This is a genomic window from Pseudomonas orientalis (genome assembly GCF_022807995.1).
GTDB classification, from domain to species: domain Bacteria; phylum Pseudomonadota; class Gammaproteobacteria; order Pseudomonadales; family Pseudomonadaceae; genus Aquipseudomonas; species Aquipseudomonas orientalis_B.
On the sequence record NZ_CP094351.1, the window covers coordinates 2,623,337 to 2,639,024 of the forward strand.

Annotated in this window: 13 protein-coding genes and 1 pseudogene; 7 read left to right on the forward strand and 7 right to left on the reverse strand. The window is 52.9% G+C overall.

Going from position 1 to position 15,688, the window contains the following annotated elements; translation table 11 throughout:
- Nucleotides 1-19: 19 nt before the first annotated feature.
- Genes MRY17_RS11600 through MRY17_RS11610 form a run of 3 tightly spaced genes read left to right on the forward strand, consistent with a single transcriptional unit; the run spans nt 20 to nt 2,485 of the window.
- Entirely contained in the window at nt 20-448 is a 429-nt protein-coding gene (locus tag MRY17_RS11600) for a hypothetical protein (protein ID WP_243353799.1), read from the forward strand.
- Nucleotides 449-451: 3 nt separating this feature from the next.
- Complete coding sequence (locus tag MRY17_RS11605; protein ID WP_243353800.1) at nt 452-1,813, forward strand: M48 family metallopeptidase; 1,362 nt, start codon at nt 452-454, stop codon at nt 1,811-1,813.
- Nucleotides 1,814-1,816: 3 nt separating this feature from the next.
- The gene (locus tag MRY17_RS11610) at nt 1,817-2,485 is read left to right on the forward strand and encodes a hypothetical protein (RefSeq protein WP_243353801.1); all 669 of its coding nucleotides are present in this window, start codon (nt 1,817-1,819) and stop codon (nt 2,483-2,485) included.
- A 125-nt stretch (nt 2,486-2,610) separates the two neighbouring features.
- On the opposite strand, the gene MRY17_RS11615 is transcribed toward MRY17_RS11610, so the two are convergent.
- Nucleotides 2,611-3,162 (reverse strand): ankyrin repeat domain-containing protein, encoded by a 552-nt coding sequence (locus tag MRY17_RS11615; protein WP_243353802.1) that lies wholly within the window; start codon nt 3,160-3,162, stop codon nt 2,611-2,613.
- Between the two features lie 327 nt (nt 3,163-3,489).
- On the opposite strand from MRY17_RS11615, the gene MRY17_RS11620 reads away from it, so the two are divergent.
- Nucleotides 3,490-4,476, forward strand: a complete 987-nt coding sequence (locus MRY17_RS11620) for a DUF1176 domain-containing protein (RefSeq protein ID WP_243353932.1) — start codon at nt 3,490-3,492, stop codon at nt 4,474-4,476.
- Nucleotides 4,477-4,549: 73 nt separating this feature from the next.
- Here the strand turns inward: MRY17_RS11620 and MRY17_RS11625 are convergent, their stop codons facing one another.
- The 3 genes and pseudogenes from MRY17_RS11625 to MRY17_RS11635 form a co-directional block, all read right to left on the reverse strand.
- Complete coding sequence (locus tag MRY17_RS11625; protein ID WP_243353803.1) at nt 4,550-5,365, reverse strand: hypothetical protein; 816 nt, start codon at nt 5,363-5,365, stop codon at nt 4,550-4,552.
- A 69-nt stretch (nt 5,366-5,434) separates the two neighbouring features.
- Entirely contained in the window at nt 5,435-5,929 is a 495-nt protein-coding gene (locus MRY17_RS11630) for a hypothetical protein (RefSeq protein ID WP_243353804.1), read from the reverse strand.
- A 409-nt stretch (nt 5,930-6,338) separates the two neighbouring features.
- Nucleotides 6,339-6,809: pseudogene (locus tag MRY17_RS11635) on the reverse strand (GNAT family N-acetyltransferase); the annotation flags it as partial.
- Between the two features lie 119 nt (nt 6,810-6,928).
- Between MRY17_RS11635 and MRY17_RS11640 the strand changes: the two are divergent.
- Together MRY17_RS11640 and MRY17_RS11645 are read left to right on the forward strand one after the other, a co-directional pair.
- Nucleotides 6,929-7,444, forward strand: coding sequence for a GNAT family N-acetyltransferase (locus MRY17_RS11640; RefSeq protein ID WP_243353805.1), 516 nt, complete (start codon nt 6,929-6,931; stop codon nt 7,442-7,444).
- A gap of 122 nt (nt 7,445-7,566) precedes the next feature.
- Nucleotides 7,567-9,048 (forward strand): DUF2971 domain-containing protein, encoded by a 1,482-nt coding sequence (locus MRY17_RS11645; RefSeq protein WP_243353806.1) that lies wholly within the window; start codon nt 7,567-7,569, stop codon nt 9,046-9,048.
- Between the two features lie 396 nt (nt 9,049-9,444).
- On the opposite strand, the gene MRY17_RS11650 is transcribed toward MRY17_RS11645, so the two are convergent.
- The gene (locus MRY17_RS11650; protein ID WP_243353807.1) at nt 9,445-10,356 is read right to left on the reverse strand and encodes an ion channel; all 912 of its coding nucleotides are present in this window, start codon (nt 10,354-10,356) and stop codon (nt 9,445-9,447) included.
- Between the two features lie 459 nt (nt 10,357-10,815).
- Here MRY17_RS11650 and MRY17_RS11655 point away from each other — a divergent pair, with 459 nt between their 5' ends.
- Entirely contained in the window at nt 10,816-14,169 is a 3,354-nt protein-coding gene (locus MRY17_RS11655) for a P-loop NTPase fold protein (RefSeq protein ID WP_243353808.1), read from the forward strand.
- A gap of 245 nt (nt 14,170-14,414) precedes the next feature.
- Here MRY17_RS11655 and MRY17_RS11660 read toward each other — a convergent pair whose 3' ends face one another.
- Both MRY17_RS11660 and MRY17_RS11665 read right to left on the reverse strand, forming a co-directional pair.
- Nucleotides 14,415-15,089 (reverse strand): hypothetical protein, encoded by a 675-nt coding sequence (locus MRY17_RS11660; RefSeq protein ID WP_243353809.1) that lies wholly within the window; start codon nt 15,087-15,089, stop codon nt 14,415-14,417.
- A gap of 354 nt (nt 15,090-15,443) precedes the next feature.
- Entirely contained in the window at nt 15,444-15,677 is a 234-nt protein-coding gene (locus MRY17_RS11665; RefSeq protein ID WP_243353810.1) for a DUF6124 family protein, read from the reverse strand.
- Nucleotides 15,678-15,688: the final 11 nt, after the last annotated feature.

Genomic DNA, 15,688 nt, shown 5'->3' on the forward strand with positions numbered 1-15,688 from the left:
ACTGTCGAGGAAGCCATAAATGTTGATGTATCGCAAGTGGGCAGCGCTGCTGGGCTTGGTTCTGGCCGTGATCGCGGGGGTCGCCCATGCTGAAAATCGCCCGGAAGTCGCGGAAAAAGTGCTGGCCTATGCTGGCGAAGGCGGCGTGAAAATATGGACCCTGCGCATCGGTGCGCGCGGTGACAATCAGGCGCTGGTGCAGGTAGAGGGTGTGGACCATGACTGGAACATGAAGATCCAGAAGATGGCCGTGGAAAAGACCAGCAAGGACACCCGCTATTCCACCACCGTGGACGGCCAGAAATTCGTGGTGCTGGTGCTGCAGCAAGGCTGGGGCGAGCTGTACCTGCCTGGCGAATCGCAGGCGCTGAACGTCGGCTATGACGAGTTCCTGTCCAGCCAAGGCAATGCACAGGCTTTTCTGACCGATTACTTGCAGGCCAACTGAGCCATGGGCCGATTCGCGCGGTGGTCGTGGCCGCTGATGATGTTGCTGCTGCCGCTCGTACTGATGGGCTGGGCCAGTGTGCAAGGCGGGCGGGTCGATGACGTGCTGCGCGAAACACAGGGTATGGGCAGCGACTACGCCTGGCTGCGCGTGCGTCAGGTGCTGGCGGGGCTGGCCTACTGGCTGGCCCTCGCCGCGTTGGTGGCCGGGCCTGCGACGTGGCTCAAGCTGAGGCTGGATGCCTGGCGCGCGCTGAAGTCCCGGGATTTTCTCTACGACCGCCTGTTCCTCTGCTGGCGTGCCTTGGGGCATTGGCTGGTGGCGTACACCGGGCTGTTGGTGGGCGCGTTGGCCCTGAGCCTGGTGTATGAACTGAGCTGGGGCTGGGACCACTTCAAGGCCGGTGGCGCGTTCATGCTGGTGGTGGCAGTGCCGCTGATTGCGGTGCTGTGGGCGGGATGTTTGTTGATCGGGCGTCTGCGCCAGCGATGGCATGCCCTGGATAGCCCGTCCTCGGCGCTTCTGGGGCAACGGATCGGGCGTGACAAGGCCCCGGCCTTGTGGGCGTGGATTGAACAACTGGCCACCGCCACCTGCGCGCCGGTACCCGACCATATCGTGGTGGGCATCGACCAATCGTTTTTCGTCACCAGCGTCAATGTGGTCCTGCAACCGGCCTGCGACTTGCTCTGCGGGCGTACCCTGTACCTGCCGCTGACCTACCTCTCGACCCTGAGCCAGGCCGAGACCGCGTCGATCATCGGTCATGAGCTGGGCCATTTCAGCCGCCGCGATACCGAGCGCGGCAGCGAGATCGGTGCGCAGTTCAGCCTGATGTGCCTGCACTTTGCGTTTATTCGTGCCGAGGATGCCGACCCGGCCTGGATCGAGCGCCCGGCGATCTGGATGACGCAACGTTTCCTGCATTACTTTCAACTGGCGGTGCATCACTGGGGCCGCGCTCAGGAATTGGTCGCGGATCGGGTAGGCGGCAACATCGGCGGTGAGCGCCTGTTCTGCCAGGCGCTGTTACGGGTGATCGCGTTGGACGCTGAAATCGCCACGCTGCTCGCCGAGCGTCACTCCAACCTGATCCAGGCCCTGGCCGACCACCTGAGCCACACGCCGTTGCGCCTGAACGAGGCGGCGCTGGACCATGCCATCGCGCACCCTTTCGATACACACCCGCCGACGGCATTACGCCTCCAGCAGCTTTGCGTAACGCTGGATGAGGCACTGCTGGCCGAGGCCACCCGCGTGCCCACCGAGCACGACCGACACTGGTTCAGCCAACTTACCCGTACGGCGTCGCCGGCTGCCACGCAGCCCGAATCGCCGCCGATACCAACCGTCCAAGGAGAATGACCCATGACCCAACCCTTCGACCCGCTGTCGGATCTCGCCAGCTCACTCAGCCAGGAATATGCCGACTCCCGCGACGCCCAGCGCGAGCGTGCGATGGCCGAACTCGAGCAGGTTATCCAGCGCGTACCCGAGCAGACCGAATTCACCAACTCACGCCGGTACAAGGTGCGCGGCCCGCTGTTTTTGCTGATTGCCCTGGGCTTGCTGGGGTACGGCCTGAATCGCGGGACCACCGGCCTGGCCGTGTGTGCCGCGGTGATGGCGGTTGTGTTTGTATTGATGACTTGGCAGCACCGCAACGCCGGGCAACACGCGTTCATGCGCTTGACCCGCCGCCAGCTGTTTGTGGACACCCTGAGCGCACCGTTGAATCTGGTGGACATTGTCGACGTGTCCGTCGGTGAGGAAGGCTGGCTGACGGTGCAGAAACTGATGTTGCGGCCCGATGCGCCCCTGCCTGTTCATCGCTCCGCGCGACAGCTGTTCGGCAACCAGGCCCTGGCCCTGAAAAAGCCCCAGCCGCAGATCCGCATCCAATCTGCCGGCCTGATGCATGAGGGCGTTACCCTGGATTGCGACCAGGCCGCACACATCCTCGACGCCTATTGCAAAGCCGCCCACGCGCAACAACATCTTGATGCGCTGCGCCAGGGCACTCGGCGCGATTGCTGAGCGGTTGTACGGTGAAAAACGGGTCATGAAATCAGGGGCAGACCACACTTTAGCTAGTGGTGGTCTGACCCCGTTTGTCTGGCCCACGCACGTATGCGATGGGCAAGGCCGAGAGACCGGGCATTTCACATACGCAGTATCGATTCACCGTCCATTCCGCAGGGAGGATCGAATGTGCCATGCCATCCAATCAGCGGGCGCCCAAACGAATCTGCGTAATACCTGGCTTCGCTGGGAATTTGTACCACTCCTCCCGCATAGGCAACGAGCATCAACGTACTCGCTCGATGCTCATTCGCCTCTTGGAAAAGGTTACTGCTGGGCAGCAGAGCTGGGTTGGACGGAACTGTCCACAAGGAGCGATCCTCAAAGCTTGACCGATCCAGTAGAAGAGCGAGTTCACTGTGTCCATGCTCCCGAGCCACCTCAATTGCGGACTTCCCTTTGGCGCTCTGCCTGGCAGCTGAACCACCAAGGCGAATGAGTTCAATGCATGCGGCCTCGCGCCCGAAATAAGCGGCTTGGTGCAAGAATGTCCAGCCGGAGGAGGGCGCCTGGTACAAGCTGCAAAGCCGGCCGAGCAAAGGCTCTTGCATCCACTGCGACATAACGCTGTCCCAGTCTCCATTTTTGGCCTGCTCGTAGATTTGACTTATCAGATGGTTCAGAGCGCTCATGCGTTTACGACCTATGATCGACAGTGTGATTCCAATCGGGATCACGTTGCGCGGGATTATCTACGAGGGAGGTAACGCTGCGACATATCAGTTTTTTCATTTCGCTTCGAAGGGGACGGCAAGACTGCCGATGTAGTCTGCCCCTTTTTTTCTTGCCGATTGTTCAATACGGCAATTCTGTTGTGACTGACGGCCAGGCAATAGGTATGAGCAAATAATTCTGGCCTAATACGCTTTTACCTGTTCAAAGGCATCTGTCCGATGATACGAAGCACTTTCATATTCCTTTTGGCGGCATGCATTGGCTGCGTCCACGCGGCCGAGAAGGTGCCGTTGGAGCGCGAAATCAAGGACTGGATTATCGGCTGCGATAATACACGAGCATGCACGGCCATCAGTGCCGTGCAGCAGCGCGATGACACTGGCTTTTCAACGTTCAGCGTACGAATCACACGTGAAGCCGGTCCGCAGGGCGCCTTGCATGTCGGGGTGTTCAGCTACATAAAACCCCACGGCCAGCCAACACTTGATGACGATCCGCTGAAGTCTCAATTTGAGCCTGGCGAACTGAAAGAAGGCGATACGCCCGAGGTGTTTGCGCTGAACGGCAAGTCAGCCCAAGCCCTGATCACAGAGTTGCGTAACGGCAACTACCTGGTGCTGCCGTTCAAGGAGGATAAATCGTACGCATCGCTAAGCGGGATGAGTGCGGCGCTGTTGCTGATGGACTCGGTTCAAGGGCGGGTCGGCACGCAGGACGCACTGATCTCCAAGGGACCGGCGCCCGCTGGCAGCGTGCCGCAAGCCGCTGCCGCTCCGCTAGCGCCAAGTTGGCAGGCACCTGCCGCGCTGACGCCGGACAAAGCAAAAGAGATCACGGATGCCGTGGTGGTCGCCACGCGCAAGGACTGGCAGGAAGATCTGAATGAAGGTGTCGCGCCAAAAGCCAAAGCGTACGCCCTGAGTTCAGATCAAGCGCTAGTGATCATCGAAACCGGCTGTGGGGCCTACAACTGTTTCTACACTATTTACCAAGCGCCTCTGGACCACCCGGAGCAGGCGCGTGCGGCGCTGATCGCCGAAGTGCCAAACCTGCCGGAAAGAGAGCCCCAGGGCTTCGTAGCGTTTGATCCGGCCACGGGTGAACTAAGCAGTCAGGTAAGGGCGATGAGTATGGGCAATTGTGGCACTACCCTGCGCTGGCGTTACGATGGTAACGGTTTCACCCTGACGCATGCGGCTGAAATGATCCCGTGCATGGGGCTGGATCAAGTGTATTGGCCTGTGCTGTGGCGTACCCAGGCAAGACGCTGATACTGTCGGATACCCCACCATGCTGACGTTCCTGATTGATCCGTGCAGTGACACATTGGCTGCTTTGGACTGGTCAGGCCGTCGAAAGAGCAATCGCTTTTTCTAAGACGGCTTGTAACATCTTCTCCGGTGATTGTGCCTTGTTGAAGACGCTCGGTGACAATTTATCAGCGTCGTTTTCAGTCGATTGCCTGAGAAGGGCGAGCGGCCCCGATTGTTCTAACTGCTCTTGGTAAAGACTTTTTATACTGTCCCTAAAGCCATCAGGGTATGCCGCTTTCTCGACCGCTGGAAGATCATCGAAATAGTCCATGATGCCTTTGAAGATTTCACTGTTGTCACCGCCGTTCGTTATATTGGCGTACAACTTGGAAAAATAGGTTTCATCCTGCTTACTAAGCTCCCCATAAGCGGCATATCGTTCGGCATCCGTATAGGTTCCTGAGTCATCATAAACAATATTGCTTAGCCCGTTTCGGGCCATACCTTCAAATGGGTTTGGAAGTTTTTCCGGGGGTAGTTTAGAAAGCCCAATTGCGTAATCCAGTGACTGCTGACCTAACGCCAAACGGGCAGGGTCGTCTGTTTTGGGAAGCAGGTCCTCATTATTAAGATTCCCGCCAGCAATCCGCTGCCCGAAATTGTACATATCGCTCTGACCTTTTGCATATTGTCCTTTTAAATCCTTATTGGACATAGAGGCTTGTTTATCATCAGCGTTACTTAAAGCGTACAGTGCCCGTGCAGAATCGGAGATGGTGACGGTCTCCGTCGTCTTGAGGGCGACATCCCCTGAAGGTAAATTTACAGGGTTGGACGAAGGCGGCTTCTCTTGTGTAGACACTTTTGCCTGTGTGCTTGCTTGATACGATTTAATCGAAATATCCATGGTGATACTCCATACGCTGGAGATAGATCGAGAGCTATCTCCAGCTAGGGTGCCTATACAGATGTCGGATTATTTGATTTCAAATTCGACAGTGTAGTTATAGGGAGGCGTCGATTGAATTGCTGTGATAGTGGCATTGCAAGTAGCCATATCAGAACCAGTGCTGGTACCCATTTTAGTCCAGCTAGGAGCTTTAGTCGTTGGATTGACTTGGTGGCTTGCTGCAAAACGACATTTCTTATTACCTGACGTATAGACGAAGCGCATTCCTGAAACCGTATCCGCCACACTGACCAGGGCAAATGTGGTCGTCGCAGACGGCAGAATCGTACTGGGGGAGGGGGCTACACTCCCTGAAAAGTACTCGAAGGTGTAGGCGGCTGGACCGGTCGTAGAGTTCTTTACCTTGACGGTGACGATTATGCCTGCCTGGGCAGATGCAATCATAGAGGCGAATAGAGTTGCTGCCCCGAACAGTTTAGCGAATCTCATAAATATCCCTTTAATTTGATAATCACTATGACTCTTGTCCTTGCGCGTCGTCTTGTATAGAAAAGACAGCAAGACTCAACCTCTATAACGGCAGGTGACCAGAATTCTTTAAGCCAAGGGTTGCGTTTTTGACACATCGGATGAATAACGAATTCACAACCTGCAGGAACTAACACATATCCGGCCTGCAACCCTTCAATTTCAATAGCTTGCGCAGTGGTCCTGGTTGCCGCTGCCGGCTATCACCATAGTGGCGAGGAACTGCGCAGCGAGAGTCCTTACCACTGCCGCTGACCCTGCCAGCAAACCTTCCGCTTCACCCCAAAGGCGGGCCAGGACTATGAACTGATTCTGTTGGACGGTGGCCGGTGCCTGGTCGCGTTGCAGCGTTTGAACCCGGCTGGCCAAGCTGAAAACGAGCCTGTTGAAAAGGCAGAGCTTTGCGTACGTCGAGGTGCATCACATCCAGCTGGCAGGCTGGGCCAATCGCCGGAACTTGCTGACGAACATAATAATTGTCGAATTCACTGCTTTCGATGAACTGGAAGCCATGGCGGGTATAAAAGCGATTGGAAGCGCTTTCTTTGAGAGCGCCCACTTTAAGAGGAAGCGCAGCTGCATCCGCCTCTTTGAAAATCTGCGTGAGAACAGCAGACCCCACCCCTGATCCTTGCGCGCTCGGCCTTACATACAAATGATCGAGCAAGAGTTCATTGTGGTGATGTTTGACCACTACGAAACCCACCCTCTCTCCAGATACCTCGATGTAACGTGTGCAGCGAGCTTCAAAGCCGCTAAGAAACCGCTCCCGCGCACGGACCGGATCAAACCGCCCAACACGCTCCAGACTTTCGCGCATGGCCTCAATTCGAATGGCTACCAGATTATCCAAGTCGCTTTGTTGAGCGGGGACCAAAATGATGGGGGAATTTTGATTGGGTGTGACGGGCATAGGGTGTGCTCCAACTACCATCCTGGGGGGCCAGTATAGAGAGCCTGATACTGATGAAGCGACCCGCATGGTATGTTCACGGCATAAATGGAGTAATGGACCCCAGGAAGGAAATTGCAATGCCAGTCGAGACCCACCCAATCCGCATTCTCTCGCAACGCCTTAGTATTGAGCCCTTCTGCGAGCAGGACGCTGCTGAGTCTTTCCCTTGTCTCACACCGTCTCTGACTCGATACATGTCCTGGGAACAGCCTGCCTCGCTAGAAGAGTACGCGCAAGTCTGGGAGCAGTGGCTGCCTGCGATAGCGGATGGCAGCGACATCGTGTTCACGGTCAGGGAACTGGTGGGTGCCCGTTTTACCGGCTTGGTCGGGCTGCACCATACCGGCAGTGAAACACCGGAGTTGGGTATCTGGATCCGTGAAGATAAACACGGGCTGGGCTTTGGTGGTGAAGCGGTGCGGGCGGTTGTTGAGTGGGCTAGCAAGCGGGTGGCGGCAAAGTGCTTCATGTACCCTGTTGCGACGCAGAATCGTGCGAGTCGACGTATTGCCGAAGCTTTGGGGGGAGTCGTCATTGAGAGGCGGATGACGGAGAAATATGATTCGGTTGTGTACCGGATACCGGGGGTTTAACTCTGGGTAACAGGTTTGCCGATTGTTGTCCTTCACGAACGGCAGAAACCGGCCAGAAGCTGACCTTAACTGACGTAACCTTGCTGGTATGACTTGCAGTGACGGGTCAGATCGAAGCGTAGATGCCCGGCGTTGTGGCAAATGGAAGCTCAAACAGACCTGGAGTGACAGTAGTGCTCAATCATCTTTATAGGTTTCGCCCTGTCAGTAGCCTTCTTGGTGGTAACAGAGAAAGCGAGCTGGAGGGGTGCTATATCTATTTCTCGCCACCGGAAAAGCTCAACGACCCACTGGAAGGACACCGAGAGGTCATATGGAAAGGAGATTCGGTCGTATGGGAGAATTTCTTCCAGCACTTCATGGACTGCTTACTCATTCGAAATACCCAATATTTTACTGGTGAGTTTGAAGCTTTAGATTTTCCGATATATCCAAATTATGAAGTTCAAGCAGTGCCACCTGAAAATTACAGAGAGATTGCCGATCTTGTATCGAGATTTTTTGACTCGCCAAATGTAAAGAGACATATCGCAGTTTTGGCATTTAAGGAGCGAGAAGTAAATCAGAACGAGCTAATGCTGCACCTGCGGTCGATTCAGTCCTTTGCAATGCATATTATTTCTGAAGTATTAGTGTCCTACAAACTTGTTGAAAAAGGCTACGGTATAAATGGCGCACCGCATGAGGAGCTGCTGACAGTCTCAACCAATCTTCTAAACTATTTCGAAGGCCTAGGTGATGAGCTGTTAGAAGCTGAATTCGACAGTTCTGCATTGGCATTTTTAAGAAGTGATGATCTGGTAAAAGGTTATGCTAGGTCGAAAATAGGCGAGTCTCAAAATTGGACACGGCTTTGCATAGATTTTCCGGAAGAGTTTTTGGCCTCAAGGATCAGACTCACAACCTCTGAATGGTTTGTAAGCTGTTTCATGGAGAATTGTGAGAACTCGGCAATCTGGGGTACGTATGGCAATAACCATCAGGGCGTTTGTCTTAAGTTTAAAGTGAATAATGATGAAGGGCAGCCTGGAATCTCGCTGATGAAGCCCGGATTAAAGCAGGGCATAAAGTGGTGGACTCAAACCAAATTTCACTTCAGTAAAGTCTCCTATACAGAAAAGAGCCCTGATCTTGATTTCTTTTGTAACCTAGCTGGATATGGCGCTCAAGAAGTTATAGACAAATGGTATACCGATAAAAGCGGAAATGTAAGCTCGCGAAAAATGGATGTTTTCGAGAATCAACCGCAATGGCATGCTAATTATCACAGAGACAATTTTAAAAGCCTTACGGTAAAAACAAAGCATTGGTCGAATGAGCAAGAGTACAGGCTTATTCTAAAGTCTCAGTTTAACTCCTATATTGACGAAGATGATAGAAAGCTCCGTTACACCTTTGATGATCTGGACGGTATTATATTCGGGATAAAAACCGCTGATTCAGACAAGTATAAGCTTATCGAAATGGTAGAGAGGATGTGTCAGACAAGAAACCGTGAAGAATTCACATTTTACCAATCGTTCTATGATTCTTCCGCTGATGCCATTCTTTATCGGCCAGTCGCTCACGTTGGCAAACAAGGTGTTAGAACGCATAGGGACTGAGCACCGGTCCAAGCTGACCGTCGGTTTGATGAGAAACGGCGACTGCTCAGAGCGATCTCATCGAAGCTCGAAGCGAACAAGATCTAAAAACCTCTCGTCTTTCGAGCTTCCATTCCCTTTCCAATCGCCACCCCAACGAACTTTGACCCCTACCTTCAGAACGGGCCGGAGTCGGCCAGAAGCAGCCACTCATGATGGACCGCTATCGGCCGACTCTGTTGAAAACAGTCGGATTTTTAACACGCTTCAACTCAGGCACAACCGCCATTGGAGAAATTGGCAGCGAAGGCTGAAGCGGTATGCATAATTCGTTGGTGCCCGATTCGACCCCGGGGAGGTCCACCATTCAAATGAAAAAATTGCGCGTTCTTTTCTTTTGAAGGACGAAAGCCCCCCCTAGGACCCTCTGATGTCCGGAGCGGGGCTAAGCGACGTGCCACCATCCCGCCGTCCAGACCTGGATACCACCGACGACACGAAGCCCGCCATCACGAACACACAGATCAACAGTTGTATCGCGATCAGACTACGCACCAACCTTGAATTGCCGACCACATCACCATACGTAGTTGTCGTGGAAATACCGATACTGAAAAAGAGGAAATCCAACCATGATACGGCGTCTAGGCGTTGTTTGCGCCAGGTCTGGGCAACGTCGATGAGTTCTGTACGCTTCTGACTAAGTAGCTCCCAAGCCTGTTCACGCTCACGGGCCTGGGCTTGGGTCTTGTCATGCAGTTGATCCATCTGTGCCATAAGCTGGGGATCGCCAAACTGCCCGATGTTGCTGATGAAATATCGGTAAGCCTCGGCCATTTGTTCAGCCTGAACGACCCGCATCTCTGCAAGCTTCACCCTCAGGTTAGCTTCAGCGACACCAAAATCCCGCTCTGACGAGTCACGCTCCGAGAACGCCTTCAAGACTCGCTCGGCATCAACAACACTTCGGCTAGCCTCTGCGGTAATGCCCAGCCGATAATGCTCGCCATTGGCCATGGTGATAGTTTGATTGCGCCTGCCGACCTCGGCGAGCTCTGCGCGACCAGAGTCGACTTGCTGGTCCAACGACCTTACCTTGAGGTCGAGCTCGTTGATTCCGGCTTTGATGCCTGCCAGCTTTGCACTGATCTCACCCAAGTTAGGAGCACCGGTCGTGGCGTGAGTATCCATTTCCTGCCAGGCCAGCAACGGAATATCCGACAGTGGGTCCAAGTTCAGTTCACTGTTAATGATAAAACTGTCTGGCCGGGCGCCCCAGATGGAGTAGTACGCCCCACTAAACAGCAACACGATTGCGAGATAGCTCAACAGCCATCCGTTTATTTTCTTGAACACTGCCGACGATTGCCTCCGAACCATTTGAATTTAGACAAGCAAAGCATTTTCTAGGACGCGCATGATAAGTCCTGTGGGCGGCTAGCGCCTGCAATGATAGATGAAAACACTTTTCGTCCTTTTCCGTCCTCGAGAAGATTCGGGACGGATCACGGACTTACGGGGCAGACTTATTTTTCCTACTCTAAAGGACCGCTTCTGGCCGAAAGCGATCATCGCCTAACCTTAGGCTTTGCCCTTTACCTTGAATACAGCAAAGGACATACCTGTAAGCTATGCAGAAGACCTGCTGCCAACTCTCTCCAGATTCAGCACGATTACCGTGCATTCCTAGCGCGACGCATCTAACCACTCTGGTGCAAATTGCCGTCAAAGTCGTATGCTGGAGGCCATTGGCCATGCGGTACTGGCCGGCCGAGGTGCAAGGGACTGATGAACAACCTAAATTTCCAAAATGAAAGCCCGTCCGATGTCGATGTTTTCAAGGGCGAGAGTCACGACCGCGTGGCTCAAGCGATGCATGATTATCTAAAGCCTAAAACCAATCACCGGGTGATTGGATTGGACGGTGAATTCGGTTCAGGGAAGAGCTCGATCCTTCAGATGCTCGAAAAGAAGATCGTTACGGAGAAGTCGAAGACGAAGCTGTGGCTCTTTGACTGCGAGCAGAATTATCAAGGCTCAATCAAAAGCAATTTTATCCAACAACTGACCGAGCAAGTGACAGAACTGCTCAAGACATTGGGTCGAGAAAAGCAAATCGCGGAGGTCGAAACCAGCCGCGACATCGCCTTAGGTCGGCACTACAGCTACACGAAGGACACCCGCAGTCATATCAGTATCTGGGCAGTGCTACTGATCGCAAGTGGTGTACTTACGCCGACCTTTATTCGTGACTATCTAATTCGCCTTCATGGCAGCGATTCTCTCGCCCTAGGGCTCCATGCTCTTTACCTGCTGGCGTGCACAGCGCCTGGCATTATTCTTCTGTTCGCGTATCTGGCTAGCCGAAGAGAAGAGGATCCTAAGAAACGCTGGAACTTGGCCAGTCTGCTCAAAGGCAGCTCCGATGATCGAATCACCGAAACTATCGAAGTCAGCAAAGAGGTAAGCCCTCTCGATTTGAAGCAGGCCCTCCGGAAGCAGCTACATGCAGTGAAGGATTACCACATCATCATTGTGATCGATAACTTGGACAGGCTCCCACGGGATGTCTTACGAGCAGTATGGAGCGATCTAGAAATTTTCACGTCCGTCACAGGCGAGGAAAATCTCAGTGTCATAGTGCCATTCTGCTCCACAAAGGTATCCAAATATCTCAATGGTGACAACGAGCAGAGCTACGACTCGAAGGACTTCATCGCCAAAAAATTCCCTGTGGTGTTCCGTACCCCGCCGATCATCACATCCGGCTGGAAAGATGCATTCAGGAAACTTTGGAGTGAGAGTTTTGGTGCATCCAACCTGTTGGATGCTGATGCGTGCAGCGTGATTCTCCAGCGTCATAGCCCCATGGCTGGCGGGTTGGTGACTCCTCGCCTACAGAAAAGATTCATCAACGACATCGCGACCACACTGCTGGTCACTGCAGATAGACCAAGCGTAGTCTGCATCGCTGCCTACCTGGCAATCTGTAAATATAATGGCGTGGCCATCGAGGAGATGCTGAAAGACCCAGATGCTCCGACGGTCGGTGAGAGCGCTAAGAGCGCCACAGAGGCTGAAGATGAAACCGCCCAAGCCGTGGCGCTGAACATCGATAAAACCAAACGTTCCCTGAAGGCACTTCTGGGAGAGGACATGAAAACAGGCTGGCCCATCCAGATCCTACAGATCCATTTCCAGACATCTTCGGATATCGCCATCGCTGAGCTGATCGACCAGCCACTTGAAGATGCTATCGACTCCCAAGACGGTAAAAGGCTCGCCGCACTCGTCCCTTACTTTGGGTTCAAGGACTCTTTTGTTCGCCGCTTGGAGACACCCGTTTCCCCGGTCAGTCTTCTGAAAACCCTCCATCAAGCGTCTCAAATGGAAGGATGCAGCATTGATGACCTGCTGCCGCACGTGAGTGCGAAATTCGGGAATGGGGATCAGTTGAATACGGTAAGCACAGAACCCGGTTACTTTGAATCCATCAAAGGACTGATTGGGTTAGGCCTACGCAGAGACATCTTCGAGAAAACACTGGCGACTGCCAAAACCGCGTTCGAAGAAATGGCAGAAGAGGCCTATGATCCTGAGTCTGTTGAAGGCTACACAGAGACCATTTCCAGGTACGACAGCTACCTGGATTCTGTGAACGCCCCCTTTGAACCCTTGACCATGGGTGGCGCTGAACTGTTGTTCCATATGGTGATGCCCGATCCAGATCTCAAAAAGATTGATACGAGTAAAATCAGCCTCAACGACAATGGCTTGAGGGACGCAGTGCTGCAACTGGCAGCCACTGAGCATGCAAAGCTGAATCGAGTTCCACTCAATGAAAGCGATTGGCTGCCATGTTTCACAGCCTATTTTGGCCAAAAAAGACTGAGCACTATCCCTAGGCCTTATTTCTTAGGTGTTGAGCCCACTGCGGCAGTTACGACGGCAATTGATTTGAACCCTACTGAACATAGAGTCTGGTTCGCAGCAGCCCTGTTCGGAAAGCTTTCCAGCGCGATACCACAGCTGATTCTGGTGCATCTACCTAACGTGAAATCCAACCGCATCAAAGTCTCAATTGCAGTCATGTACATGAGGCTGAACACGGGGGTACCACTAAGCGAGATTCCAGGCATCAAGGAGGCCTTTGAAGCCGAACAGGATTATCTGGACGCGTTGGTTCGGGCAGCGATCATCTCTGAAAACCTCTTCAAACTGACAATTGAAGATGAGTCTTCACACCTAGTGGCACCGATTCTGTCTAGGCTGATTAAGGTCGGAGCCATCGGAAACGTTGCCTCTGACCACGTCTATGAGTCGTATTCGACCCTTGCGGATAGGCTGAGTGGCTACGACCTAACGGATAATGAATTTCTTGATTGGTTCACCTCGTTCAACTTGGCATCCGAGAAAGTACCCGCGCTCCCAGATATCGACACGCTGTTCTTGAGACACGCCCTTGAGGGATCCAACGCCAAGTTGCTGGAGTTGCGAGCCACCATACTTGATCGAAGCTTTGGGATAGGTATTGATGCTTCTGGATGGACGAACCTCATTGAAGCTGCCAGCACCAATGAGCGAACTGCGTTGAGATACATGATCGACCACAAAATCGATTTTGCGGGTGAGACTTCGGCTCACCAAGCTATGTCCGTCTGGCTTATAGCTGCAGTCAAACAAGCCACGTTCGCCAAACCGTCCTCCACGATCATTCAGAATTCAAAGCTACTGCTCAACCTCTTTGAAAAAGACACCCGCGCCATTACTGGCACCATGCTTCGACCGTCTGTATACGATCTCAAAGTCTCTGTAGAGGCCTCTATCTTTATTCTGGGCGAATACGGCGAGCTGTTGCCGAGCATCACCCCTAGAACACCTGAAGAGGAGGAACGCCTTCTTCAGATACTACTGCAGATGAACAATGATCCTGAGGGCACAAGATCCGCAGCGAGTTTTATAGATTCAAGAGCGTCTCAATTCGCTGAGTGGAAAATTTCTAATGAACATAAAGACACGTACGCTTCCCAGGTAACCAAGCTTAAGGAACGCCTCCCAAATATCTACACTAACCTGTCCGAGCAGCATGGGAACAAGGGACGCATGCAAAAATTGGCAAGAGCCCTTTTCGGCAAAGAGTGAAAAATTGAAGTCGCCTGCATCGACTTGACGACACAAAACGTGGGGGAGGAAAGCAGGCGAAACTTCTAGCAGCACTCTGGTAATCAATTATGTAGTGGGTCGGCTTAGAGTCGTGACGTCTAGCGGAGCGGTTTGAGTCGAGACCATGAAGGGCAGTCGGTCGGTTAGGAGGTATAACCGCTATCAGCCAAAGTTGAAGTTGAAGTTGACGTCTGAGCTCAGGGCGTCGCATCTACAGCGAATTATTAAGCGTGTTTACGTACACCATCCAATTTGTTGGCATCAACTACCACTTCATACTCTATTGATTGATCCGAAAATAAAACATAGTCTTTTCGGTATCTCGTTTCCAATACGATCCTGTTATTTTCATCAAACCAGTCCTGGCCTAAATAATGAGCATACGCAAATTTTTGGGCGGACTCTAACGATGTAGACCACGCTTGCCCGAAGGAGCGGTTTTCAAGCTCGCTTCTATCGCAGCCTCGATATAGGGTCAAAACCCGAGGCAATGAGTCAATATCGTTTGGCTCAAGCACTTCTGTGAGCACTATTTGGGGGTGCCAACACTCATTTTCTTGACGCGTATAAAGTTGATGCAGGCCATTGTATGCATAACACACAAATGAATGTCGCAAGGCGTCGAGCACCTGAAACGCTTCGCTATTTACTATCTCGTCAGTGATCTCGCAGAAAAGCGCATTTATCAAATCTTCGGCCTGATTGCCTCTGAAGCACGAAAGGTCTCGGTGCAACCCTGACGCCTCAAATGCCTTAATTGCTTCTATGGATCTTGATATTGCGGCTATCGCGACCTCCTTGAACTCCGAAAAGAATGGCTCACTCAGCTTTGACTCAATTGACTCAACAACTACCTTCATGCTTTTCGACATAAAGTCACGGTCTGAATATGTAAACATTTACCAGGCTCCCACGACGCAAGAAATCAGCCAGCCGCTTTAGCGAGTCGGCTGCATTCAGTAGTTAGATGTCTCGCATGAAAGCATCAACACCTCGTATGGCCAGCTCAAAATACTCATTTAACTTTTCGCGTGCAGCAAATTTGTTTGAAAGCTCTGCAGGATGTATTGAGTCGCTCCTAATTTCCTAGACGCCGTCGACTGGCTACTTTTGGCCGAAAGCAGTCGCCGCTTTCGTCATCGCAGAGGGTTTTGTGCTGGGGCTGGAGTCCACCAAGGTGATCAAAAAACAAATCGCCGAGTCGTTGTACGTGGCTTACGACGACGCGGCGAGTTGAGTCGAAGGGTTAATCATCAGCCAGGGCAGGGCGCTTCGCGGTCTAGGAGTCTGGCGGTGAGGAGTACGCCCAGTTCGCTCAGTTGGTGGATGGCGAGGGCGATGTCGCGGTGTTTGCCGTTGAGGTCTTCGGACAGGTCGAGCAGCAGGGTGCTGACGCTGGTGAAGGTTTCGTAGCTGTTGGTGATGAGGGTGTCGTTGCTGGCGTTGGGGGCAACGTTGAAGAGGGCACTTGAATCTGCTTTTGACATGAGTAGACATC